This window comes from Pseudomonas sp. SCT (assembly GCF_003864275.1).
Lineage (GTDB): Bacteria > Pseudomonadota > Gammaproteobacteria > Pseudomonadales > Pseudomonadaceae > Stutzerimonas > Stutzerimonas stutzeri_AE.
Genome location: NZ_BDJA01000006.1, coordinates 323021 through 347467 on the forward strand (window position 1 = coordinate 323021; position 24447 = coordinate 347467).

Consider the following 24447-nt stretch of genomic DNA (forward strand, 5'->3'; position numbering starts at 1 on the left):
GATATCCCCAGCTTAACGCTTGAAAGTAGATTGCAGAACGATCACCGAGTCGCCCGTACCGCCGCCAGCCCTGCTAGTAACCCGGTAAACACGGGAAAGCGTGTCCTCCCCGAATTTCGCACTATTTCCAGTTGTAGCGGCAGGCAATGCGGGGAGTAATTCAATAACGTACTGCGGATTTGCAACATCAAAGTTGAGTTGCGCGGTTACGGCAGGGGCCGCTCCCCAATTGAATACGGCAGCACTCCCTCCACATGACCACCAGAAACAAGGATCGCCCGGCCGGGGAAGCGGGCTAGAAACTGGGGCGGTTATGGTTGCTTTTCGTAGCTCGTTTTCGCCTGCGCGGAGCCCCGCCTCCGCAACTTGAAACGCCAGATTGCGGTCACGCATGTTTCCTGCCATCGCCTCTTGCAACTGAGAGTCCTGCATGCCCGCTAAGCCCACCACAGTGAGCAACAGCAGCATGATCAGCGCTACGATCAGCACCGCACCACGTTGTCTTACCGAGGAATCCATTATTTTCACGCTCCTAGTCCAGCCGACTGCGAATTCCAACTGTTGAGATAAAAACCTGACGCAAGCGCCGATCTTGTGCTCCGCCAGTTGGATTCAGGACGTTACCGTTGAATGTAATCTGCTGTGGCGTTTCGACGATGTTTTCTTCCTGGCTTTGTAGGAGCAATGCGATACGAACGCTGACTACTTTTGCCCAGCTTGCAACATGAGTCGCCCGATCGGCATTTGAGATTGCGCTGGCAGAAACGTAGTTGTTGGGGAGACCATCGCCCGACGTGTCGTACCCATAGGTAATTTGCATATCTTGAATGCCCTCGACCAGCTCAACAGAGCCGTTACTACCAGCACGCTGATAGAGCGCACGCCGACCTGCCGCGTTCTGTCCAATAAAATACACAAGGGTGCTGACCCGTAGTATCTCGGACTCAACCCCAAAAACCTCTTCAGGGGGCGCCGACGCTCCTCCCCAACTCGCAGGAGGAGCATTGCCCGGAGAGCCCGACGCCGCGTGAACAACTAGCGCGGCAGACGCTCCGTCTGCATTTAGAGTGGTCACCTGAAAAACTCGGCTCTTCGCACAGTCCGAAATCATCACGATGTCGTCTGTGCACAATGATCCATTAGCGGTACAAGACGGCCCGCCATCCACCCCGGCGACTACCGGGGAACTGGTCTCCGCACGAAGGTTGCCGCTGCTGTTATTCGCCTTGATACCAATATCGCCGGTGAAAGCGCCTCGAACGAATAGAACGTCCGTTCCGTTGACAGGAGCGACGCCTGAGCCCCAGCCAGAAATGGATCCGACGTTGTCCAGCCCTTCGATCGGCATTTCAAAGTCATATAACAACCTTTGCGATGCTGTGGCGATATTGATATTTAGGCCGTTATGTAGGCTCGAGTTATACCCACTGGCACAACCCGCGTATCCAGCCATTCGACTGTCACGAACAATAAAATCAATCGCCAGTCGACCATTCTCCTGAATGCGCGACAGCGCGTCTTGCGTTGTATAAACACGTTTACTGCCGATAAAAATTTGAAGAACTCCTGTCATCAAAATCAAGCCGATGACCATCGCAATCATCAACTCGACCAGAGAAAGCCCTCGCTGACTTCGCTTCATAGTCATATCCGCGTCTGGTAGCTAAATTCGTAGGTCTCGCCGTCGGGCTCCTGCCACGTGACGCGAACACGGCAAAGGGTAGCGTTGCAGCTCACCTCTCCGTCACCAGCCGGCAGCGTGGCGGCGAGCAGTTCGAGCCAGCCCGCTAAATCTCGCTCGGCCAGCGAGGTGCCCGTCGGGGCCGAAGCTGTGATGGCAAGGTCGTAGGCGCCCACCTGCGCCTGAGCCCTGTTTATACGCATGCGATCGATGATGTCGTAAGCGTGCACATTCGCCTGAGAGCGGAGATAAGAACCTTGATTGAACTGAAGCGCCCGAGCTTGCAGCGCAGCGAGGCCGATTAAGCCTACCGAAATGATGACCAGTGCGATAAGTACTTCAATCAGACTGAAACCCGCGCTGTTTCGTTGGTTAGTCATTCGCATGCAGCTCCTTTGCAGATACTGGGGCGACCGGCCAAACCAATTTGTACGGTTCGCGCCCTCTCCGGAGCAGCGCTCGACAGGCTTACATCCCAGCTGAAGACCTGAGAGTTTGTGGCCGCTCGCGCCATAGTGCCCACGTTTGAATATCGTACCCACCCCCGGCCGGTGGCACCGCTTCGCCCTGCTATTTCGCTACCAACAGGGGGAACATCGGATATACGCAAAAGATTCGAGGCAGCATACACAGGCGTTGCTGTATCGGTGGCTGCCGAGTCAACAAAGATCAACCAACCCGAACTCCAGCTCCCACCGGACAAATCACAGCCGTTTCGAGCGTTGTTTGCCCGGCAGATCACCACCTGACGACTCCGCTTGACTGCCTCGGACCGAGCGTAGGTTGCTGAGGTAGTGAGATCGTTTATCAATGAAGTTAGCCTGACGTTATTGACTGACTGCGATAAAGCAGGGACGGCAATAGCCAATACGATGGAAAGAATTCCTATCGTGATCATCAGCTCGATCAGGGTGAAAGCTTGCTGAAGACGTCGCATTTAGGGGGTTATCTCGGGAATTTGATTGCATCCTAGAAAGACTGAAACATAAAGTCCGTGGGGTGCGGATGTACGGCCTATTCAGGATGATGGTCGGTCATATTTGGAAATCAGCGCAAGGACGCATGCCATGAAACCCAGCGGCTTCACATTATTTGAACTTTTGATCACGCTGTCTGTTCTGTCTATCACGCTATCGATTGCGGTACCGCAAATGCGAGGAGTGATCGACCGCTCCGACTTAGCAGCAACATCCCAGCAGTTTCTAGCTGCGGTAAACCACGCACGCAGCGAAGCAATAAAGCGCAACGCCTTCGTGGTAATGCGTGCTGCTGGAAACTGGGAGCAAGGCTGGGTGACATTCGAAGACCGGAACCAGAATGCGGAACAAGATCCGGGCGAAACGGTGCTATTGGTGCATACCAAACAGTCAAATCTTCAGATTCAGGGTAACGGAGTGATGACCCGCTATATCGGCTACGGGGGGAGCGGGCGCAGCCGCCAGACAAGTGGCGCCTTTCTGGCAGGCACTCTGAAGATCTGCAATAAAAACGCGACCTCGAAAATAGTCATCAACGCAGGCGGTCGAGCACGCTTGAACAAGGAGGCGAGTAACACCTGTACCCCCTGATTAGAGAATCCTCACCCGCAACTCTTTCGGCATCGAGAACGTCACGTTCTCCGGCCGCCCTTCCAGCTCATCCATGCCAGTGGCGCCCCACTCCTTCAGCTGCTCGATTACGCCACGCACGAGCACCTCAGGTGCTGATGCGCCGGCAGTGATGCCGATGCGCTCGATGTTCTCGAACCATTCGCGCTTGAGGTCTTCGGCGCCGTCGATGAGATAAGCCGGCGTGCTCATGCGCTCGGCGAGTTCACGCAGGCGGTTTGAGTTGGAGCTATTCGGGCTGCCTACGACCAGCACCACATCGCATTCATCGGCCAGTTGCTTCACCGCATCCTGGCGATTCTGGGTGGCGTAGCAGATGTCATCCTTGCGCGGTCCGCCGATGCTCGGAAACTTCCTGCGCAGCGCGTCGATGACGCGACTCGTGTCATCCATGGACAACGTGGTCTGGGTGACGAATGCCAGGGCCTCGGGGTTGCGCACCTGCAGCTGGGCGACATCCTCTTCATCCTCGACCAGGTAGATCGCGCCGCCATTGCGCGCGTCGTACTGCCCCATGGTGCCTTCGACTTCCGGGTGGCCCTGGTGGCCGATGAGGATGCACTCGCGCCCTTCACGACTGTACTTGGCCACTTCCAGATGCACCTTCGTCACCAGCGGACAGGTGGCGTCGAACACCTTCAGGCCGCGCTTCTCCGCTTCCTGCCGCACGGCCTGTGAAACGCCATGGGCGCTGAAGATGACGATGACGTTGTCCGGCACCTGATCCAGCTCCTCGACGAAGATTGCACCGCGGGCACGCAGGTCTTCCACGACGAACTTGTTATGCACAACCTCATGCCGCACATAGATCGGAGGACCAAAGACTTCCAGAGCCCGGTTGACGATTTCGATGGCGCGATCTACACCCGCGCAGAAGCCGCGAGGGTTGGCGAGTTTGATTTGCATGATGGGTCTCGACACGCGAAGGCTTGATGACGGGAGAGTGTAACGCGATACGTGCGGGCATTCTCGGATGCCCTTTCGCCAGCCGGCGGAAGCGAATGCTCCACCGGCTGCGAGCCGGTTACACCGGTTTGACGTCGATGATTTCGACTTCGAAAGTCAGGGTCTTGCCGGCCAGAGGATGATTGAAGTCGACGGTGACCTGATTGTCATCGAAGGCTTTCACTACGCCTGGCAGCTCAGTGCGGGCAGCATCCTGGAAGCTCACCATCAACCCCTCCGACAGCTCCATTCCTTCGAACTGGCTGCGCGGCATGACCTGCACGTTCTGCGGGTTGACCTGGCCGAAGCCCTGCTCCGGCGCAATCTGCAGGGTGCGCTTGTCACCTGTCTTGAGTCCGTAGAGTTGCTGCTCGAAGCCTGGCAGCAGGTTGCCGTCACCCACCTTGAAGGTGGCTGGCTTCTTGTCGAACGTGCTGTCGACCAGCTCGCCCGTTTCCAGGCCAAGCGCGAAATGCAGGGTGACTTCCTTGTCCGGCCCAATGCGCTGTTCAGTCATGTGCAGCTTCTCCGGTCTTGTTGCTCTTGAACATGTCCAGCGCCAGCATGACGGCACCGACGGTGATGGCGCTATCGGCGATATTGAACGCGGGGAAATACCAGCGGTTCTGCCAATGCACCAGAATGAAATCGACCACGTGACCAAGCACCACGCGGTCGTAGAGATTGCCAATGGCGCCGCCCAGCACCAGCGCAAGCGCGACGGCCAACCAGGTTTCGCTCGGTTTCAGACGCTTGAGCCACACAACCAGCACAGCACTCACACCAATCGCAATCACTGCAAACAGCCAGCGCTGCCAACCGCTGTGATCGGCCAGGAAGCTGAATGCCGCGCCGGTGTTGTAGGCCAGTGTCCAGGCGAAACAGCCCGGAATCACGTCGACCTTCTGGTACAGGCTGAAATTGGCTTCGAAGTAATGCTTGGTAGCTTGATCAAGGGCGATCACCAGCACGCTGAGCCACAGCCAGGCGAGCCTGCCGAAACGCGCACTCATTGTGCAGCCTCCGGCTTGCTGATCGTCCGGCGGGTATCACGCATAGTGGCGGACCTCACCTGCGCCTTCGATATTCTCCACGCAGCGACCGCAGATCTCCGGATGCTCGGCATGCGAACCGACGTCCGGGAGATGATGCCAGCAGCGACCACACTTGCTGTGCCCGGTCTTCTTGACCACCAGCTTGAGGCCGGCCAATTCGCTCTCCACGGCCTCGGCTGGCGCCTGAGTCAGCGGAGCGATATCGACGGCAGAGGTGATCAGCACGAAGCGCAGCTCGTTGCCCAGCTTGGCCAACTCCGCAGCCAGCGCGTCTTCTGCATATAGCGTGACTTCCGCCTGCAGGTTGCCGCCAATGGTCTTGGCCGCACGCTGGTTTTCCAGTTCCTTGTTCACCGCGGTCTTGACCGCCATGACCTTGTCCCAGAAGGCGCGATCCAGCTCGGCGTCCTGCGGCAGCTCGGTCAGGCCGGTGTACCAGGTGTTGAGCATCACCGACTCATTACGCTCGCCCGGCAGGTACTGCCAGATCTCCTCGGCAGTAAACGCCAGGATCGGCGCAATCCAGCGCACCAGCGCTTCGGCGATGTGATACAGCGCGGTCTGGCAGGAGCGGCGTGGCAGGCTGTCGGCACCAGTGGTGTACTGGCGGTCCTTGATGATGTCGAGGTAGAAACCGCCCAGCTCCTGTACGCAGAAGTTGTGCACCTTCTGGTAGACGTTCCAGAAGCGATAGGTCGTATAGGCCTCTTCGATTTCCTGCTGCAGCAGCAGTGCGCGGTCGATGGCCCAGCGGTCCAGGGCGATCAGCTGATCGTTCGGCACCATGTGCTGCGCGGGATCGAAGCCGTCGAGATTCGAGAGCAGGAAGCGTGCGGTGTTGCGGATACGGCGGTAGGCATCGGCGCTGCGCTGCAGGATCTGCTTGGAAACCGCCATCTCGCCGGAATAGTCGGTGGCCGAGACCCATAGACGCAGGATATCGGCGCCCATGCTGTCGGTGATTTCCTGCGGCGCGATCACGTTGCCGAGCGACTTGGACATCTTGCGGCCGTTCTCATCCACGGTGAAACCATGGGTGAGCAAGCCCTTGTAAGGCGCATGGCCATCGATGGCGGCGCCGGTCAGCAGCGAGGAATGGAACCAGCCGCGATGCTGGTCGGACCCTTCCAGATAGAGATCGGCACGCGGGCCGCTTTCGTGGCCCATGGGGTGCGAGCCGCGCATCACATGCCAATGGGTGGTGCCGGAATCGAACCAGACATCGAGGGTGTCGGTGATCTTTTCGTACTGTGCAGCTTCCTCGCCGAGCAACTCGGCTGCGTCGAGCTTCGACCAGGCCTCGATGCCGCCTTGCTCGACACGCTGCGCCACTTGCTCCATCAGCTCGACGGTACGCGGGTGCAGCTCGCCGCTTTCCTTGTGCAGGAAGAACGGGATCGGCACGCCCCAGGTCCGCTGGCGCGAGATGCACCAGTCCGGGCGCCCGGCGATCATGCCGTGCAGGCGCGCCTGGCCCCAGGCAGGGACGAACTCGGTCTGCTCGATGGCATCCAGCGCACGGCGACGCAGCGAGCTGCCGTCGTGGGCAACCTTGTCCATGCCGACGAACCACTGCGCGGTGGCGCGGTAGATCAGCGGCGTCTTGTGCCGCCAGCAGTGCATGTAGCTGTGCTGGATCGACTCGTGCTTGAGCAGCGCGCCGACTTCGGCGAGCTTTTCGACGATCGCCGGGTTGGCCTTCCAGATGAACTGGCCGCCGAAGAACGGCAGGTCCGAGACGTAGACACCGTTGCTCTGCACCGGGCCGAGAATGTCGTCATTCTCCATGCCGTAGTGCTTGCAGGAGCGGAAGTCGTCCTCGCCGTAGGCCGGCGCAGAATGGACGATACCGGTACCGGCACCGGTTTCCACGTAGTCGGCCAGGTAGACCGGGGCGAAGCGCTCGTAGAACGGATGGCGGAAGCGGATCAGCTCCAACACCTTGCCTTCGCAACGGGCGATGATTTCACCGGCCAGGCCGTAGCGCTGCAGGCAGGACTCGACCAGTTCCTCGGCCAGCAGCAGCAGGCGCTCGCCGGTGTCGACCAGCGCATAGACGAACTCGGGATGGACGTTGAGCGCCTGGTTGGCCGGAATGGTCCAGGGCGTGGTGGTCCAGATCACGATGCTGGCAGGCTTGGCCAGATTGGGCAGACCGAACGCAGCAGCCAGCTTGTCGGCATCTTCGACCTCGAAGGCGACGTCGATGGCATCGGATTTCTTGTCCTGATACTCGACCTCGGCCTCCGCCAGCGCCGAACCGCAGTCGAAGCACCAGTTCACCGGCTTCAGGCCCTTGAAGACGAAGCCGCCTTCGACCAGTTTGGCCAGGGCGCGGATTTCCCCCGCTTCGTTGGCAAAGTCCATGGTCTTGTACGGGTTGTCCCAGTCACCCAGGACGCCGAGGCGGATGAAGTCGGCCTTCTGCCCTTCGATCTGCTCGGCGGCATAGGCACGGCAGCGCTCGCGGGTCAGGTCGGCGGGCTGATTCTTGCCGAAGGTGGTCTCGACCTTGTGTTCGATCGGCAGACCGTGGCAGTCCCAGCCCGGCACATAGGGCGCATCGAAACCAGACAGGGTGCGTGAGCGGACGATCATGTCCTTGATCACCTTGTTCACCGCATGACCGATGTGAATGTTGCCGTTGGCATACGGCGGGCCATCGTGCAGGACGAACTTCGGGCGACCTTCGCCGATCTGCCGCAGCTTCCGGTACAGGTCAATGCTGTTCCAGCGCTGCAGAATCTCCGGCTCGCGCTGTGGCAGACCGGCCTTCATCGGAAATGCCGTGGACGGCAGATTGAGGGTCGCTTTGTAATCGGTCATTTCAGTCCTGACTCGTCATGAGGGGTGAAGCCCGCCAGTATTCGCGGGCAGCGGCGATGTCGGCTTCGATCGCCGTCTTGAGCGCCTCCAGCGAGGCGAAACGCTGCTCGTCGCGCAGCTTGCGATGGAAGGTGACCTGCACCAGACGCCCATACAGGTCGCCCTGATAATCGAGCAGATGCACTTCCAGATGTGGTTTACCGTCACTCTCGACCGTCGGGCGCATGCCGATGTTGGCAACACCGGCAAGCGACTTGCCGTCCAGTTCGAAACTGACTAGGAACACGCCACTCAGCGGCGTGTTGCGACGCTTGAGCTGGACATTGGCGGTCGGCGCGCCGAGCTGCCGGCCCAGCTTTTGTCCATGCATGACCCGGCCGGTGATACCGAACGGCCTGCCGAGCAGCGCTTCGGCGCAGGCCAGATCACCCTCTGCCAGCACCTGGCGCAGCCGCGTGCTACTGACACGCTCGCCATTCACCTCGATGGTGGTGGCGGCCTCGACCGTGAAACCTTCGGCCGCGCCAGCCTTGAGCAGGAAATCGAAATCGCCGGCGCGATCGCAGCCAAAACGGAAATCATCACCCACTTCCAGGTGCTGTACACCTAGGCCTTCCACCAGCGTGGCGTGGACGAATTCAGCGGCACTCAGCTCGCGCAGGCGGCGATTGAAGGCCAGGCACAACACCAGATCGACGCCCTGCTCGCTCAACAGCTGCAGTTTTTCACGCAAGCGGGTGAGCCGTGCCGGCGCCTTGTCCGGAGAAAAGAACTCACGCGGTTGCGGCTCGAAGATCACTACGCAGCTGGGCAGCCCCATTTCAGCCGCACGTTCGCGCAGCCGCGCCAGGATGGCCTGATGCCCCCGGTGCACGCCGTCGAAATTGCCGATGGTGGCGACGCAGCCCCGATGCCGGGGTCGCAGATTGTGAAGGCCTCGAACCAGCTGCATACCGCACTTCTTGCTTGAAAAGTGGCCGATTATACGCACGTGCCGAGCATCCCGGACAGGTTTGCTCCGCCCGCAAATCATCGATCAGTGCCGTAAATGCCGCGGCCGCAGCCCGGTCAACAGCAGTCCACCGGCAAACGCCGCCAGCCCTGCGCAAACGAGAATCCCCAACCGCAGCGCCCGCTCCTGCCAACCCCAGGAAAACCACTCTTGCGCCGGCACGTTAAGCCACCAGACCACCGCCACCATTGCGGCGCACGCAGCCGCCAGGCGCAGCCCGAACGACCACCAGCCCGGCGCAGGACGATAGACACCGACCTTGTACAAGCCCCAGAACAGCAGCACTGCGTTGAGCATCGAGGATAGCGATGTAGCCAACGCCAACCCCACATGCTGCAAGGGCCAGATCAGAATAAGATTCATCACCATGTTGGCGACCATGCAGATGACCGCGACACGCACTGGCGTCTTAAGGTCCTGACGCGCAAAGAAACCAGGCGCCAGCACCTTGATCAGCATGAACGCCAGCACACCCAGCGAATAGGCCTGCAGCGCCCTGGCCGATTGCACCACCGCCTCCTCGCTCATGGCGCCGTAATAGAACAGGCTGGCGATCATTGGCTCGGCAAGAATACCCAGCGCCAGCGCTGCCGGAACGCCCACCAGCAACACCATGCGCAAGGCCCAATCAAGCGTCGCGGAGAACGCCTTCGGGTCCTCTCCGGCATGCTGGCGCGACAGGCTCGGCAGGATCACCGTGCCGATGGCGATACCGAATGCCCCCAACGGCAACTCGGACAGGCGGTCGGCGTAATACAACCAGGACACGCTGCCGGTCTGCAGAAAGGAAGCCAGCACTGTATCGAGCAACAGATTGATCTGACTGACCGAGACACCGAACAGCGCCGGCACCATCAGCAGCATGATGCGACGAACGCCCTCGTCACCCCGCTTTACCTTTGGCCGCGGCACCAGGCCAAGCTTGGCGACATACGGCAGCTGGAAGGCCAGCTGGGCGAAACCGGCGATAAACACGCCCCAGGCAAGCGCCATGATCGGCTGATCGAAATAGGGCGTGAGAAACACCGCCGACGCAATCATGCAGACATTGAGCAACACTGGCGTGAAGCCCGGCACCGCGAAATGCCCATAGCTGTTGAGCACGCCGGAGGTGAATGCCGTCAGCGAAATCAGCATCAGATAGGGAAAGGTAATCCGCAGCAGCTCGCCAGCCAGCTGCATCTTCGCCGGATCGTCATGGAAGCCCGGCGCGAAGACCATGACGACATAGGGCGCAAACAGCACGCCGAGCGCGGTCAGCCCGGCAAGAATGAGGCCGAGCATGCCGGCAGTGCGATCGACCAATTGCTTGACGTCAGCCAACGTACGCTTGGTGCGATATTCCGAAAGCACCGGCACGAAGGCTTGGGCAAAGGCACCCTCGGCAAACAGCCGACGCAGGAAGTTGGGAATCTTGAACGCAATGAAGAAGGCGTCGGCGGCAGCGCCTGAACCGAAGTAGCTGGCGACAACCATATCGCGTACCATGCCCAGCACGCGTGACAGCAGGGTCATGACACTGACCACCGCGCTGGAACGCAACAATCCGCCCTTGCCGGTTTTTTCGGACATTTGTCTTCCTAGAATTGCAGCGAGATTGATCGACCGAGCGCTCAGCGCCGGCCGGATCGATGGCCAGTTACGACATGAAAAGAGGCGGCGAGTTTAGCCGCAGCCCTTCTGTCCGACCAGCTTCTCAAGCCATTCGACCGGGCTTGACAAGCGCCCTTCGCGTCGGCATGATTCGCGGCCTTATTTGCTTGCAATCCCCCCAGTTTTCGAGGAGTTCGACGGTGGCCAACAGCCCTTCCGCCAAAAAACGCGCAATTCAGGCTGAGAAGCGTCGCAGCCACAATGCCAGCTTGCGCTCCATGGTTCGTACCTACATCAAGAATGTGGTCAAGGCCATCGACGCCAAAGACCTGGACAAGGCTCGCACAGCCTACACCGCTGCTGTGCCGGTCATTGACCGCATGGCCGACAAAGGCATCATCCACAAGAACAAAGCTGCTCGTCACAAGAGCCGCCTGAACGGTCACATCAAGGCCCTCGGCGAAGCTGCTGCAGCCTAACTGCAGGTTCTTGAAAAAAACCGGCCTAGCGCCGGTTTTTTTATGCCCTTTTTTTACCCCAACGGACGGGACAGGTGCAGATTATGGCGCGACCGGCCAAGGCAGAATCGGAATAGCCGTCACCGCGTTCTGCGGACTCCCCTCGATGATGCGATCGCTGTAGACCAGATAAACCAGCGTGTTGCGCGACTCATCGAAGAAGCGCACCACCTGCATGGTCTTGAATACCAGCGATGTGCGCTCCTTGAAGACCACATCTCCATCCTTGAGCTTGCCATTGAAGCGAATCGGGCCGACCTGGCGGCAGGCGATGGAGGCTTCCGCCCGATCCTCGGCAAGCCCCAGCCCACCCTTGATACCACCTGTCTTGGCGCGCGACAGATAACAGGTCACCCCATCGACCAAGGGATCGTCGAACGCCTCGATGACGATCTTGTGATTCGGCCCGAGCCATTTGAAGACCGTATCCACCTCACCGATTTTCTCGGCCGACGCCAACGAAGGAACAGCCAACCCAAAAGCCAGCGCAATAGTGGCTAGACGCATGCTCACCTCAGACCAGAATCATGTTGTCGCGATGAATAAGTTCCGGCTCATCAACATATCCAAGCAGCTTTTCGATCTCATCTGATGGCCGCCCGAGAATGCGCTGCGCCTCGGCCGCACTGTAGTTCACCAGACCGCGCGCTACTTCCGCACCCTGCGGTCCGACACAGACCACCATCTCGCCACGACGGAATGCACCCTGCACAGCGCGCACACCGACAGGCAGCAGACTGCGATTGCCTTGACGCAAGGCATGCACGGCACCGTCATCCAGCGTCAGCGTGCCACGCGTTTGCAGATGCCCAGCCAGCCATTGCTTGCGGGCCGCATGGCGGCTGCACTCCGGCGCCAGCAGCGTACCCAAGCGCTCGCCCGCCTTGAGACGCGCCAGCACCTGCTCAATGCGGCCACCGACAATCACCGTATGTGCGCCGGAACGCGCAGCAAGGCGCGCCGCGCGCAGCTTGGTCTGCATACCACCGCGCCCCAGCGCACCACCCGTACCGCCAGCTACCGCATCCAGCGCCGGGTCGTCAGCGCGCGCCTCGCTGATCAGATTGGCTTGAGGATTGAAACGAGGGTCGGCGTCGAACATGCCATCACGGTCGGTCAGGATGACCAGCAGATCAGCTTCGACGAGATTGGCAACCAGCGCGCCAAGGGTGTCGTTGTCACCGAAGCGGATCTCGTCGGTAACCACAGTGTCGTTCTCGTTGATGACCGGCACCACACCGAGATCAATCAGCGTACGCAGCGTACTGCGCGCATTGAGGTAGCGCTTGCGGTCAGAGAGATCGTCGTGGGTGACGAGAATTTGCGCTGTCTGCTGATCGCAGCGAGCAAAGCTGGATTCCCAGGCGCGAATCAAACCCATCTGCCCGACCGCGGCAGCCGCCTGCAGCTCATGCACAGCTTTTGGCCGAGAACTCCAGCCGAGACGACTCATGCCAGCCGCAACCGCACCCGACGACACCAGCACGAGCTCCACCCCTGCCTCACGCAAGGCCACCATCTGATCGACCCAGACCGCCATTGCAGCCTGATCAAGCCCGCGACCGTCGGCGGTCAGCAGCGCACTGCCGATCTTGACCACCCAGCGCCGCGCACCACTCACCTTGTCCCGCATCGTTCCCGCCTCTATACGGCCAAAACACTTCCGGATCGGACTGCGCACGAGCCAGCCCTCCGACCACTCGCCTACCAGGCCGCGCAGCGGCCCGGGGTTCGACTTAGCGCACGTAGATGATCTCGGCACCGCCTTCGTCATCATCATCGTCGTCGAAGTCATCATCCTCGACCTCGTCAACCGCCTTGACACCAGCGCGACGCAACGCGCGCTGATCATCCAGCTCCTGCAGCCGCGCGCGCGCTTCATCTTCGATCTGGCGATCGAGCTCGGCCAGGGCCTCAGCGTAATCAGGCTCTTCGGCGATGCGCACAGTGCGCTCATCCAGATAACGCATGATGGCCTGGCTCAGCGCTTCGGTACCCTCGCTCTCCAGCGCGGAGATGACAAATACGGGACCCTTCCAATCCAACCGCTCGACCACCTGCCGGACCCGCTGCTCGCGCTCGTCTTCCAGCAACTGATCGGCCTTGTTCAGCACCAGCCAGCGATCACGCTGGGTCAGGGCCGGACTGAACTTCTCCAGCTCATGCAGGATAACCTCCGCCGCATCGGCCGGATCGCTACCGTCCAGCGGCGCCATGTCCACCAGATGCAGCAAAAGGCGAGTACGCGCCAAGTGCTTGAGGAAGCGAATCCCCAGCCCCGCACCCTCGGCAGCGCCTTCAATGAGCCCAGGGATATCGGCAATCACGAAGCTCTTGTAGCGCCCGACGCTGACAACACCCAGATTCGGCACCAGCGTGGTGAACGGATAATCGGCGACCTTAGGCTTGGCCGCCGACACCGAGCGAATGAAGGTGCTCTTACCGGCGTTCGGCAAGCCCAGCAGCCCGACATCCGCCAACACCTTCAACTCGAGCTTGAGGTCGCGAGCATCACCCGGCTTGCCCGGCGTGGTCTGCCGCGGCGCACGGTTGGTACTGGATTTGAAGCGGGTATTACCCAATCCATGCCAACCACCCTGAGCCACCAGCAAACGCTGCCCGGCCCTGGTGAGGTCGCCCATGATTTCCTGGGTAGCGGCATCGATCACTGTAGTGCCGACCGGGACCGGAAGAATCAGATCCTCGCCCTTGGCCCCAGTGCAATCGGTGCTACCACCCTTCTGCCCGTTCTGAGCATTGAAACGGCGGGTATAGCGGTAGTCGACCAGGGTATTGAGGTTTTCGTCAGCCTCCAGATACACCGAGCCGCCGTCACCGCCGTCGCCGCCATTGGGACCGCCTTTCTCGATGAACTTCTCTCTGCGGAAGCTCATCATGCCGTTGCCGCCGTCGCCGGCCTTTACAAAAATCGATACTTCATCGACGAATTTCATGAGAACGCCTCCCGTCACAGGACGGGCTTAAGAAACAAGAAACGTAAGGGTCTTGCAAAAAACCCAGCGAAAACTGATTGAGCACCGAGCAGTTCTTTGCAAGAGCCTCACAGGATACAGAAACAAAAAAGCCCCGTCGCATGACAGGGCTTTTCCAGCAACGCCGCAGTTAGGCTGCGACGACGCTCACGTAGCGACGGCCAAAAGCGCCCTTCACTTCGAACTTGATCACGCCTTCGACTTTAGCGAACAGGGTGTGATCCTTGCCCATGCCAACGCCGTAGCCGGGGTGGAACTGGGTGCCGCGCTGACGCACGATGATGTTACCGGCCTTGATGGCCTGGCCGCCGTACATCTTCACGCCAAGGCGCTTGGCTTCTGAGTCGCGACCGTTGCGGGTAGAACCGCCAGCTTTTTTGTGTGCCATGAGTTCAATACTCCTATAAGGGGATTCAGGCCCGATTAGCCCTGAATACCGGTGATTTTGACCTCAGTGAACCACTGACGGTGGCCCTGACGCTTCATGTGGTGCTTACGACGGCGGAACTTGATGATGGTGACCTTGTCGTGACGGCCCTGGGCAATCACTTCAGCGGTAACCTTGGCACCATCGACCACCGGAGCGCCGATCTTTACATCATCGCCGTTGCCGATCAGCAGAACGCGGTCAAAAGTGACAGCTTCGCCAGTAGCAACTTCGAGTTTTTCAATCTTGAGGTATTCGCCTTCGGCAACTTTGTATTGCTTGCCGCCGGTTACGATAACTGCGTACATCTGTGTATCTCCGTTGATCCTGCTCACCCAGCGCTTTGAAATAATGGTTGGTGGCTGGCATGGCTGCATGGGGCCGGAAGGTGACGCCCGTGCAATTGCGTAAGGCAGGGAAATGCCCAGGGGGAAGTTCAGGGTCCGCGATTGTACGCATGCGCTACACCCTGCGCAATAGCCAACTGGCGTTGCCTTGACAGTGCCAGACCCGCCCCCTAGCATGCCGCGCAATCTGCGAGGAGTCCCCGATGCAACCCCAGCCTTTCTATCAAGTTGTGGCGGACGATTTTGCCGCTGTCGACGGCATCATCCGCAAGCAACTGACTTCGCGCGTTCCTCTGGTGGAAAAGATCGGGGACTACATCACCTCGGCCGGCGGCAAGCGCCTGCGCCCCCTGCTGGTACTGCTCAGCGGCAGTGCACTCGGGCATCAGGGCGATCAATTACGCTTGCTGGCTGCCATCATCGAGTTCCTGCATACCTCCACGCTGCTCCATGACGACGTCGTCGACATGTCCGGCATGCGCCGCGGCCGCTCCACCGCCAACGCCCTGTGGGGCAATGCGCCAAGCGTACTGGTTGGCGACTTTCTATATGCACGTTCGTTCGAAATGATGGTGGAACTGGATTCCATGCCGGTGATGCGCATCATCTCCCAGGCAACCCGCGTCATTGCCGAAGGCGAAGTACTGCAGCTGTCCAAGGTCCGAGACGCCAGCACCACCGAAGAAATCTACATGGAGGTCATCCGCGGCAAGACCGCGATGCTCTTCGAAGCCTCGACCCACAGCGCCGCCACCCTGGCCGGCGCCAGCGAGGAACAGCGTGAAGCGCTGCGCACCTTCGGTGATCACCTCGGCATCGCGTTCCAGCTGGTTGACGACCTGCTCGACTACCAGGGCGACGCTGAAACCCTCGGCAAGAATGTTGGCGATGACCTGGCCGAAGGCAAACCCACCCTTCCGCTGATCTACACCATGCGCGAAGGCACCACAGAACAGGCCGCTCTGGTCCGCAAGGCCATTCAGAAAGGTGGCCTCGAGGACCTGGAAAGCATCCGGACCGCTGTCGAGGCGGCAGGCGCACTGGACTACACCGCCAAGCTTGCCCGCGACTATGCCGAGCGCGCTATTGCCTGCCTCGAAGTGATCCCAGCCAATCAGTATCGCGATGCCCTGGTCGAGCTTTGCCGCTTCGCCGTGGCGCGCACGCACTGACAACCCACCCGGCAGTACCGACGCTGCGCCCAGAGCGCAGCAGTCAAACCCAGTTCTAAGCCTCAGCTCCTGCCCGCGCGGCGGGAATATTTGCGCTTGCATATTAGCAAATAACAATTATTCTCATTAACAGAATAAATTGGAGGTGCCGAATGATTTATCTGATAGATGCCTGGCTGGATCGCCCGCAACCGTATCTGCGCATACTCGACCGTAACACCGGCGCGGTATGCATCTCGCTCGACGGGGAAGCGCTGGATGAATTACGAGAACAGGGCGATCTCGATCTTCAGGAGCTGAGTACGAACGAGCCTGGCGTGCTGAAGGAACAGGTACGCAGCCTGTTCCTTTTCAGCTATGCCCGCGCGCTGCGGCCTTAGCTCAGATTGCAGCGCGCGCCGAGCTACCGGCTACTGCGCAAAACCAAGCGCCAGCTATTTATCGGGCGCTGCGCAGCCTGTCGAAGCAGCCGCCGTCAGAGAACGTCCAGCAGCTCGACATCAAACACCAACGTGCTGTGCGGCGGGATGCTGCCGACGCCCTGAGCGCCATAGGCCAGCTCGCTAGGAACGTACAGGCGCCACTTGCTGCCGGCATTCATCAGCTGCAACGCTTCGGTCCAACCGGCGATCACACCGCCAACCGGGAACTCGGCAGGTTGGCCACGCTGGTAGGAACTGTCAAAGACGCTGCCGTCGATCAGCGTGCCATGGTAGTGGGTACGTACGCTGTCCTCGCGGGACGGTTTGGCGCCCTCTCCAGTCGTCAGCACTTCGTATTGCAGACCGGACTCCAGCACGACCACACCTTCACGCTTGGCATTCTCGACAAGGAAGGCACGACCTTCTGCTGCGGCCGCTTCGGCTTTCTGCTGCGCCTCGGCCTGCATGCGCTCGCGGATCACCGCGAAGCTGGCATTCAACGCTTCCGGGCTGACCTGGCTGGCGATGCCGGCGAAGGCATCACGGATGCCGGCGATGACTGCATCGAGGCTGACGCCCGGCGGGGGATTGTCACGCAGCTGGTCGCCCAGCTGGCGGCCGATGCCATAGCTCACGCGGGTTTCGTCAGTGGACAGGTTGAGGTCGGTCATGCCGGGCTCCGAGATGAAAAAAGGTCGGCCAGCCTAGCACAGCTCAGCCGGGCGGACGCAGCGGCCTGCAAATCGAAAACAACCGATAGCAACGGCGACTCGAGCGCCTATCCCTTCTGACTACGCCGACAGCGCTCGGAGCAATACCGCACCTCATTCCAGCAGCGCGCCCACTTCTTTCGCCAGGCAAACGGCAAGCCGCACACAACACAGCACTTGAGCGGCAGCTCACCCTTCTTCTTCACAGCGCATCACCGGCATCCAGTCGCGCCAGCAGGATCTCGCCGCGCTGCCACAACGCGCGCTGCTTGCTCTCTGCCATGCGCGCTAGGTTGCGATAGACCATTGTCATCCGCGGATTGCCCCGCAGGAGCTCACGGTGGCGCATGAGAAAGTGCCAGTACAACGCATTGAACGGACAGGCGTCATCGGTGGTACTTTCACTCACCTTGTATGAACAATCCGAGCAGTAGTTGGACATCCGTTTGATGTACTGGCCGCTCGCACAATAGGGCTTGGAACCGAGATAGCCGCCATCAGCATGCAGTACCATGCCCAGCACATTGGGCAGCTCCACCCAGTCGAACGCGTCCATGTACACCGCCAGATACCAGTCGCACAGCGCGGGCGGTGCGATGCCTGCAAGTAATGCGAAATTACCGGTCACCATCAGCCGCTGGATATGGTGCGCGTAGGCATGATCCAGCGTCTGCCCGATCACCTGACGCATGCAGTTCATCCGCGTTTGCCCGCTCCAGTAGAACTCGGGCAGCGGCCTGGTATTCCCGAAAGCGTTGCGCTTTGCGTAATCAGGCATCTGTAACCAGTAAATGCCGCGCACATACTCCCGCCAACCGATCAGCTGACGAATGAAGCCCTCAGCCGCGTTCAGCGCGATGCGCCCCTGCCGGTAGGCCGCTTCCACGTCATTGCACAGCCGCCGCAGGTCAAGCAGACCAACATTGAGCGCCGCACCGATGCGCGCATGAAACAAAAACGGCTCGCCGCTGGCCATGGCGTCCTGGTAATCACCGAACGCCGCCAGGCCGAAATCGAGGAAATGCAACCAGAGTTGCTCCGCCTCCGCGTGGGTGACCGGGTAATCGAAGCCGTCGAGGCGACCGTAATGATGCGCGAAGCGAGCCTGAACCAACGCCAGAACATCACGGGTAATTCTGTCAGCGGCAAAGCGCAGCACGATCGGACCATGCAACCCGCGTGGCAACGGCTTGCGGTTGTCCGCATCGAGATTCCACACCCCACCCTCAGGCGTTCCATCCGGCTGCAGCAGCAGACCGGTCTTTCGACGCATCTCGCGATAGAAGAACTCCATGCGCAACTGCGGCTTGCCATGCGCCCAGCGTGCGAACTCACCGCGAGAACAGATGAAGCGTCGATCTTCGTGCCAGGTAATGGGCAGACCGCAGCCTTTCAACGCATGCTCGACGCGCCAATCACCGGTCTCGGTGACATGAATCGATTGCGGTCGCTGCAGCCTGGCGAAGCGGGTCAGCTCACCGGCCAGCGAACCGCTATTGGCGGGATCATCAAGCGCCACGTAATCCACCGACACCCCGCGCTGACGCAGCGCCTCGGCGAAGTGACGCATCGCGCTGAAGATGAAAGCAATCTTCTGCGGATGGTGCGGCACATGGCTGACCTCATCGGCCACTTCGGCAAGCAGGACCCGATCACGAGCCAGATCCAACCCCTCCAGGGCCGACAGATCAAAGCTAAGCTGATCGCCAAGCACCAACCGCAGGGCAGCGATGCTCATCGGTCGCCCTCTTCACGCCAGCCGAACGGAACGCAGCAGCGAAGCGGCGTCACCAGTGCGAGCGCATGCCAATCGGCACACGCAGCGGCTCGCGAGCGCCCTCGGCCAGACCGCACATTTCATCGTAGGGCGATTGCTGCACCAGATGGAAAGGCAGCTCAGGCAACTCCCGCAGCAGGTCGCGGGCATGCTCCACCGAGCGCAGATGCCAGACCGCGCCACGCTCGTCGATCAGGCTATGGCGCTGGCCCTGCAGGTAAATGTCGAGAAGATAGATGCCGCCTTCGAGCGAAATCAGCTCGAGGGCGTCGATACGTCCAGCGGCGGCATGAGTCGCAAGGTCGTGAAGATACATGGCAAGGCTCCCGTGAAAACCGCTACAGAATATTGAACAAATAAAATATTCTGTACAGGATTTTTGTCCCTGCCACGAGATAATCGCCGGCTTCTGAGCCGGCGGGCAATGCGCTGCAATCAGTGCTTGGTGATCTTGTCCATGTAGCCCATGGCAAACGCGGAAACTACGAATGTCAGGTGGATGATCACGTACCACATAAGTTTGTCGCTATCGATCTGCTGCACGTCCATGAACATGCGTAGCAGATGGATGGAGGAAATCGCCACGATTGAGGCTGCGACCTTCAGCTTCAGTGAGCTGGAATCCATCTTGCCGAGCCAGTCGAGTTTTTCCTTGCCCTCGGCGACATCCAGCTGTGAAACGAAATTCTCGTAGCCGGAAATCATCACCATCACCAGCAGCCCGCCGACCAGCGCCATGTCGATCAACGACAGCAGTGTCAGCACCAGATCCGCTTCGCTGATCGACAGGATCATCGGCAGGATATGGAAGATTTCCTGGAAGAACTTGATCGCAAGTGCCAGCAGGGCGAATGCCAGACCGAAGTAGATGGGAGCCAGCAGCCAGCGAGCGGCGTACATGGCATTTTCGAGGATGCGCTCCATGAGGATCTCACAGCGGAAAATGACAAAGGCGCGAGTATACGCAGCCCAGCCGGGCGCACCAAGGCAGGCCAAAGGCGCGCCACCCGCTTGTGGATAAGACTTTCATCAGCAACGGCAAACCGCGCCAGCCCATGCGGCGGCCGGTGTAACCCGATGCTCAGGGGCGCGATTCCCACCCCGCCAGGAAGCGAGCCTGATTGGCATTCACCCGGCGCAACTCGGCCTGCATGTGCAGCTGCCAGATGGATGGATCATCCGACTCGCAGTAACCCTGCCCCATCAGGTTGTCCGCGATGGCGGCGAGCACCGATTCAGCCATGGCAGGCCCGTGGAATGGGCCCTGGACCTTGATCGCGGTGGGTTGCCCATCCGCCAGACCGGCTGCACAGAGCAGCGTCCACAATCCATTACCACCGGCAAGCGGGCGTATGACGCATTCGATTCGGGTAACCAGGCCGAGGCACTGGCGATTCAGACAAAGCTTGTGCGGCATGACGGCAGTCCTCGCGTCGGGCTGACGCGAGACATCCTGCGTGGATGTAGCGCGCAAGCCAGTTATCCCCTGAAGCTGTGGATAATCCTGTGGATGGAGGGTGGATGCCCTCCTCCACTGCAGACCTGCCGCGCGCGCTATCGTTCCGTTCAAAAACCGTGCAATGGCGAGCTCAGCTAGCCCCTTCGGGGGCGGACGGCGCTTGCTCCAATGACGCTCCTGACTCGTTCTTCGCTTCTTCTTCCAGCTCGATTTCGGCGATGTCGCGCAACCGCTCGACCACCCGGGCGTTGACACTGCCCTTGGGGAAATGCCCCTGGTCGTTGGCAGCGCCGACATCTTCACCCACCAGCAGTGACAGCGCCTCGTCCACCTGTTTTACAGCATAGACGTGGAATCGCTGCTGGCGCACCGCTTCGAGCACGCGCTCGTCGAGCATCAGCGTGGTGACGTTGGCGAACGGGATGATGACGCCTTGCTCGCCGGTCAATCCGCGGGCCTCGCAGAGGCGGAAGAATCCTTCGATCTTCTCGTTGACCCCGCCGACCGCCTGCACTTCGCCGAACTGGTTGATCGAACCGGTGATGGCGAAGCACTGTTTGAGCGGCGTGCGCGACAGAGCCGAGATCAGCGCGCAGCATTCGCCGAGCGAGGCACTGTCGCCATCGACATAGCCGTAGGACTGCTCCAGCGCGATGCTTGCCGAGATCTCCAGCGGAAACTCCTGGGCGTAGCGGCTGCCGAGGTAGCCGGTAAGAATCATCACCCCCTTGGAGTGGATCGGCTGGCCAAGGTTGACCTCACGTTCGATGTCGACGATCCCCGAACCGCCGGGATAAACAGTCGCGGAAATTCGCGCCGGCATACCGAATGCCGAGTCACCGACTTCCAGCACCGTCAGCCCGTTGCACTTGCCGATCGCCGCGCCTTCGCTATCGATCAGGATCACCCCGGCCAGGATGTCCTCGAGAATCCGTGCCGAGACACGACCGGTGCGCGTGGCCTTGGCCTTCAGTGCACGCTCGATATGACCGACGTCGGTGACCTCGTCCTTGGCCAGCTGGCGAATGAAATCAGCCTCGCTGACCAGCTGGAACAGATCGCCGATGCGTGCCGACAGCCGCCCCTGGTGTTCAGCCAGGCGCGCGCTATAGGTCGCCAGACGCGCAACGGCAGCGGCGGTAAGCGGCGCCATGCCCTCTTCGGAAGTGCGAGTCTTCATCAGTTGGGCGAACTGTTCGAGGCTATCCTCGGCCAGCGGGATGTCCTCGTCGAAATCGACCAGCACGCGGAACATCTCCTGGAAGTCCGGATCCAGGTCCTGCAGCGTGTAATAGAGCTGGCGCGAGCCGATGATGATGACCTTCACGTGCAGCGGAATGACCTGCGGCGTCAGCGTCACGGTAGCCAGGCGGCCGAGTTCGGCCAGCGGCGACTCCATCTTCAGCTTGCGCGATTGCAGGGCGCGCTTGAGCGCTTCCCAGACGAAGGGCTCGCTGAGCAGCTTTTCCGCTTCCAGCATCAGGAAGCCGCCATTGGCACGATGCAACGCACCGGGGCGCAATTGCCGATAGCTGGTATAGAGCGCGCCCTGATCGGTGTTGTACTCGATGCGGCCGAACAGGTTGTCGTAGGTCGGGTGCGGCTCGAACACCACCGGTGCGCCGCCATCCACCGGATGGCCGACCACCAGGCTCGGGCTGTACTGCTCTTCCAGCAATACGCGGTTCTGCGCTTCCGGGCGGTTCTCGTCCACCAGCTGCTCGACCACGGTCTTCAGCAGATTGACCTGCACCGCCTGCAGATAGGCCTCGATACCAGCGTTCTCGGCATATTTTTCCGACAGCGGTGCCAGCAGCGGCTGCAATGCCTGACTGATGGTCTCGTCGTTCAGCTGGCGCAGCTGGTTGGTCGACTCGCGCTTCCATTGCGGCAGGCTGGCCAGCTCTTCGTTCAGGCGCACTTCCAGCGCGGAAATATCCTCGTGATAACGCTCGCGTTCGGCTTCGGGCAATTGGGCGAACTCGGTTTCGTCCAGCGCCTTGCCTTCCTTCATGGGGGTGAACGCGATGTTGGTGCTGTCGCGATAGAGCGCGATTTCCTTTTCCAGCGCGAGCTTTTCGATCACATCCAGCGCCTTGTCGTAGCGCTGGTTGAAGCCGCGGTCGATGGCGCTCTTCTTCTGCTGGAAACTCGGATGCTCGAACACCGCCGGAAAGGTCGCCAGCAGGTTGTCGATCAGCTGATTGATGTCGGCAATGAACGCAACCGCTCCGCCGTTGGGCAACTCGAGTACGCGCGGCTCGCGGGGCTCGTCGAAGTTGTTCACGTAAACCCAGTCGGAAGGCGTATCCAGTCGCTTGCCCTCGGCCTTCAGATAACGCCGTACGAAGGAAAACCGACCGGTGCCCGGCTCGCCCATGACATACACGTTGTAACCCGGACGCGGCATGGCGACGCCGAACTGCAACGCCTCAACTGCACGTTCCTGACCGAGCACACCGAGAAACGGCTCGAGCTCGGCAGTGGTATTGAAATTGAATTGGCTGGGCTCGAAGGGACGGGTCAGCGCATCGGGTGCCAGGCGCAAGCCGGCAGCGACAGTTTGAGGCATCGGGAATCCTTGCTGGAGTGGCACGCGCGGCCACGATTGATGCCGCCATTCTGGCGTTGCCTCGGTTGCATCGCAAGGCTGACGCCGCGCCGCTGCCCGGCTTGCGCAGGAGAATGCCTACCGCCGCATGTTCCGGCATCGGCACTCGACTCAGGCCCGGGACACAAGTGGATACATTTGACCGCACCTTGGCTGCCGGGGCTTCTTGATGTGGATCAAACGGTCGCTTGACGTAAAAGCGCCTCCTAGAGCCAGTCAACACCAAAAGGAGCTACACAGATGCGCCCGTCTCTTCCCCTATTGCTTAGCAGCCTACTATTTACTGGCACAGCAAGCGCCGACGAGCTGCGTGAGCGCGCCAACGCCATTTTCAAGCCGATTCCGGACAAGGTCACCGAAGTCCGCGACCATGCCGTCAGCGAAGATCAGGCAATGCTCGGCCACAAGCTCTGGTTCGACCCGCGCCTGTCCAGCAGCCATGTGATCAGCTGCAACACCTGCCATAACCTGAGCATCGGCGGCAGCGACAATGTGCCAACCTCGATCGGGCATGGTTGGCAGAAGGGTCCGCGCAACTCGCCCACCGTGCTGAACGCGGTATTCAACGCCGCACAGTTCTGGGACGGCCGCGCCAAGGATCTGCAGGAACAGGCCAAAGGCCCGGTGCAGGCCAGCGTTGAAATGAACAGCACGCCCGAGCGCGTCGTCGCCACGCTCAAGAGCATTCCGGAGTACGCCGCCGAGTTCAAGAAAGCGTTCCCCAAGGACAAGGAGCCGGTCAGTTTCGACAACATGGCTTATGCACTGGAAGCCTTCGAAGTCAGCCTGACGACACCTAACTCACCGTTCGATCGCTTCCTCAAGGGCGAGGACAAGGCGCTCGACGACAAGCAGAAACAGGGGCTGGCCCTGTTCATGGATGCCGGCTGCTCTTCCTGCCACAACGGTGTAAACCTCGGTGGTCAGGGCTACTTCCCCTTCGGCGTGGTCAAGAAGCCGGGTGCTGAAGTGTTGCCAACAGGTGACAAGGGGCGTTTCACGGTGACCAACACGGCGAGCGACGAGTATGTCTTCCGCGCCGCGCCGTTGCGTAACGTCGCGCTAACGCCGCCCTATTTCCACAGCGGTGAGGTCTGGGAGCTCGAACAGGCGGTCGCGATCATGGGCGACAGCCAGCTGGGCCGTCAGCTCAACAAGGATGAAGTCAGCGCCATCACCGCCTTCCTGCACAGCGTGACCGGCGAACAGCCGCAAGTGGCCTACCCGATCCTCCCTGCCAGCACAGCGACCACTCCGAAGCCTGAGTGATCGTTCCTGTTACCCGGCGTCAG

The 24447-nt window shown here is 60.4% G+C and carries 27 protein-coding genes; 5 read left to right on the forward strand and 22 right to left on the reverse strand.

Annotated elements, in window-relative coordinates; translation table 11 throughout:
• Positions 1-12: 12 nt before the first annotated feature.
• Genes BHD08_RS16945 through BHD08_RS23545 form a run of 4 tightly spaced genes read right to left on the reverse strand, consistent with a single transcriptional unit; the run spans position 13 to position 2618 of the window.
• A complete protein-coding gene (locus BHD08_RS16945) occupies positions 13-519 on the reverse strand; it encodes a PilX N-terminal domain-containing pilus assembly protein (RefSeq protein WP_125023676.1) in 507 nt (168 codons plus the stop codon).
• 13 nt (positions 520-532) lie between these two features.
• Positions 533-1642, reverse strand: a complete 1110-nt coding sequence (locus BHD08_RS16950; protein ID WP_160128667.1) for a PilW family protein — start codon at positions 1640-1642, stop codon at positions 533-535.
• Between the two features lie 2 nt (positions 1643-1644).
• Positions 1645-2061, reverse strand: coding sequence for a type IV pilus modification protein PilV (gene pilV, locus BHD08_RS16955; protein WP_177412692.1), 417 nt, complete (start codon positions 2059-2061; stop codon positions 1645-1647).
• Complete coding sequence (locus tag BHD08_RS23545; protein WP_125023682.1) at positions 2058-2618, reverse strand: GspH/FimT family pseudopilin; 561 nt, start codon at positions 2616-2618, stop codon at positions 2058-2060. Before BHD08_RS23545 ends, pilV begins: the two co-directional genes overlap by 4 nt.
• A gap of 130 nt (positions 2619-2748) precedes the next feature.
• On the opposite strand from BHD08_RS23545, the gene BHD08_RS16965 reads away from it, so the two are divergent.
• Positions 2749-3249: a GspH/FimT family pseudopilin gene (locus BHD08_RS16965; protein WP_125023759.1), complete on the forward strand. Its 501-nt coding sequence runs from the start codon at positions 2749-2751 to the stop codon at positions 3247-3249.
• Here the strand turns inward: BHD08_RS16965 and ispH are convergent, their stop codons facing one another.
• From ispH to murJ, 6 genes are all read right to left on the reverse strand, one after another.
• Positions 3250-4194 carry a 4-hydroxy-3-methylbut-2-enyl diphosphate reductase gene (gene ispH, locus BHD08_RS16970; protein ID WP_125023684.1) on the reverse strand — a complete coding sequence of 315 codons (945 nt, stop codon included), beginning with the start codon at positions 4192-4194 and terminating at the stop codon, positions 3250-3252. It abuts the gene before it with no gap.
• A gap of 118 nt (positions 4195-4312) precedes the next feature.
• Positions 4313-4750, reverse strand: coding sequence for a peptidylprolyl isomerase (locus BHD08_RS16975; RefSeq protein WP_015278095.1), 438 nt, complete (start codon positions 4748-4750; stop codon positions 4313-4315).
• Entirely contained in the window at positions 4743-5246 is a 504-nt protein-coding gene (gene lspA, locus BHD08_RS16980) for a signal peptidase II (RefSeq protein WP_125023686.1), read from the reverse strand. The genes BHD08_RS16975 and lspA overlap by 8 nt, the downstream gene beginning before the upstream one ends.
• A gap of 36 nt (positions 5247-5282) precedes the next feature.
• Complete coding sequence (gene ileS, locus BHD08_RS16985; protein WP_125023688.1) at positions 5283-8114, reverse strand: isoleucine--tRNA ligase; 2832 nt, start codon at positions 8112-8114, stop codon at positions 5283-5285.
• A 1-nt stretch (position 8115) separates the two neighbouring features.
• Positions 8116-9066: a bifunctional riboflavin kinase/FAD synthetase gene (ribF, locus tag BHD08_RS16990; RefSeq protein WP_125023690.1), complete on the reverse strand. Its 951-nt coding sequence runs from the start codon at positions 9064-9066 to the stop codon at positions 8116-8118.
• 84 nt (positions 9067-9150) lie between these two features.
• A complete protein-coding gene (murJ, locus tag BHD08_RS16995; protein ID WP_125023692.1) occupies positions 9151-10698 on the reverse strand; it encodes a murein biosynthesis integral membrane protein MurJ in 1548 nt (515 codons plus the stop codon).
• Between the two features lie 221 nt (positions 10699-10919).
• Here murJ and rpsT point away from each other — a divergent pair, with 221 nt between their 5' ends.
• The gene (gene rpsT, locus BHD08_RS17000; RefSeq protein WP_003281567.1) at positions 10920-11198 is read left to right on the forward strand and encodes a 30S ribosomal protein S20; all 279 of its coding nucleotides are present in this window, start codon (positions 10920-10922) and stop codon (positions 11196-11198) included.
• Between the two features lie 81 nt (positions 11199-11279).
• Here rpsT and BHD08_RS17005 read toward each other — a convergent pair whose 3' ends face one another.
• The 5 genes from BHD08_RS17005 to rplU all read right to left on the reverse strand — a co-directional run bounded on the left by BHD08_RS17005 (position 11280) and on the right by rplU (position 14965).
• On the reverse strand, positions 11280-11744 hold the full coding sequence (locus BHD08_RS17005; RefSeq protein ID WP_125023694.1) for a CreA family protein: 465 nt from the start codon (positions 11742-11744) through the stop codon (positions 11280-11282).
• Between the two features lie 7 nt (positions 11745-11751).
• Positions 11752-12870, reverse strand: coding sequence for a glutamate 5-kinase (gene proB / locus BHD08_RS17010; protein ID WP_015278101.1), 1119 nt, complete (start codon positions 12868-12870; stop codon positions 11752-11754).
• 103 nt (positions 12871-12973) lie between these two features.
• Entirely contained in the window at positions 12974-14191 is a 1218-nt protein-coding gene (gene cgtA / locus BHD08_RS17015; RefSeq protein ID WP_015278102.1) for an Obg family GTPase CgtA, read from the reverse strand.
• 169 nt (positions 14192-14360) lie between these two features.
• On the reverse strand, positions 14361-14618 hold the full coding sequence (gene rpmA / locus BHD08_RS17020) for a 50S ribosomal protein L27 (RefSeq protein WP_015278103.1): 258 nt from the start codon (positions 14616-14618) through the stop codon (positions 14361-14363).
• 35 nt (positions 14619-14653) lie between these two features.
• Entirely contained in the window at positions 14654-14965 is a 312-nt protein-coding gene (rplU, locus tag BHD08_RS17025) for a 50S ribosomal protein L21 (RefSeq protein ID WP_003302133.1), read from the reverse strand.
• A 242-nt stretch (positions 14966-15207) separates the two neighbouring features.
• Here rplU and BHD08_RS17030 point away from each other — a divergent pair, with 242 nt between their 5' ends.
• The gene (locus tag BHD08_RS17030) at positions 15208-16176 is read left to right on the forward strand and encodes a polyprenyl synthetase family protein (protein WP_015278104.1); all 969 of its coding nucleotides are present in this window, start codon (positions 15208-15210) and stop codon (positions 16174-16176) included.
• Positions 16177-16328: 152 nt separating this feature from the next.
• Positions 16329-16556 carry a hypothetical protein gene (locus tag BHD08_RS17035; RefSeq protein WP_125023696.1) on the forward strand — a complete coding sequence of 76 codons (228 nt, stop codon included), beginning with the start codon at positions 16329-16331 and terminating at the stop codon, positions 16554-16556.
• Positions 16557-16651: 95 nt separating this feature from the next.
• On the opposite strand, the gene BHD08_RS17040 is transcribed toward BHD08_RS17035, so the two are convergent.
• The 7 genes from BHD08_RS17040 to BHD08_RS17070 form a co-directional block, all read right to left on the reverse strand.
• Positions 16652-17269, reverse strand: a complete 618-nt coding sequence (locus BHD08_RS17040; protein ID WP_015278106.1) for an FKBP-type peptidyl-prolyl cis-trans isomerase — start codon at positions 17267-17269, stop codon at positions 16652-16654.
• 107 nt (positions 17270-17376) lie between these two features.
• Entirely contained in the window at positions 17377-17514 is a 138-nt protein-coding gene (locus BHD08_RS17045) for a DUF2256 domain-containing protein (RefSeq protein WP_125023698.1), read from the reverse strand.
• Positions 17511-19046 carry a cryptochrome/photolyase family protein gene (locus tag BHD08_RS17050; RefSeq protein WP_125023700.1) on the reverse strand — a complete coding sequence of 512 codons (1536 nt, stop codon included), beginning with the start codon at positions 19044-19046 and terminating at the stop codon, positions 17511-17513. Before BHD08_RS17050 ends, BHD08_RS17045 begins: the two co-directional genes overlap by 4 nt.
• A 49-nt stretch (positions 19047-19095) precedes the next feature.
• The gene (locus BHD08_RS17055) at positions 19096-19401 is read right to left on the reverse strand and encodes a DUF6482 family protein (RefSeq protein WP_015278109.1); all 306 of its coding nucleotides are present in this window, start codon (positions 19399-19401) and stop codon (positions 19096-19098) included.
• Between the two features lie 119 nt (positions 19402-19520).
• Positions 19521-20009 carry a TIGR00645 family protein gene (locus tag BHD08_RS17060; protein WP_015278110.1) on the reverse strand — a complete coding sequence of 163 codons (489 nt, stop codon included), beginning with the start codon at positions 20007-20009 and terminating at the stop codon, positions 19521-19523.
• A gap of 157 nt (positions 20010-20166) precedes the next feature.
• Positions 20167-20502, reverse strand: a complete 336-nt coding sequence (locus BHD08_RS17065) for a hypothetical protein (protein ID WP_015278111.1) — start codon at positions 20500-20502, stop codon at positions 20167-20169.
• Between the two features lie 172 nt (positions 20503-20674).
• Positions 20675-23116: a Lon protease family protein gene (locus tag BHD08_RS17070; protein ID WP_125023703.1), complete on the reverse strand. Its 2442-nt coding sequence runs from the start codon at positions 23114-23116 to the stop codon at positions 20675-20677.
• 279 nt (positions 23117-23395) lie between these two features.
• Between BHD08_RS17070 and BHD08_RS17075 the strand changes: the two genes are divergently transcribed.
• Positions 23396-24424 (forward strand): cytochrome-c peroxidase, encoded by a 1029-nt coding sequence (locus BHD08_RS17075; protein ID WP_125023705.1) that lies wholly within the window; start codon positions 23396-23398, stop codon positions 24422-24424.
• Positions 24425-24447: the final 23 nt, after the last annotated feature.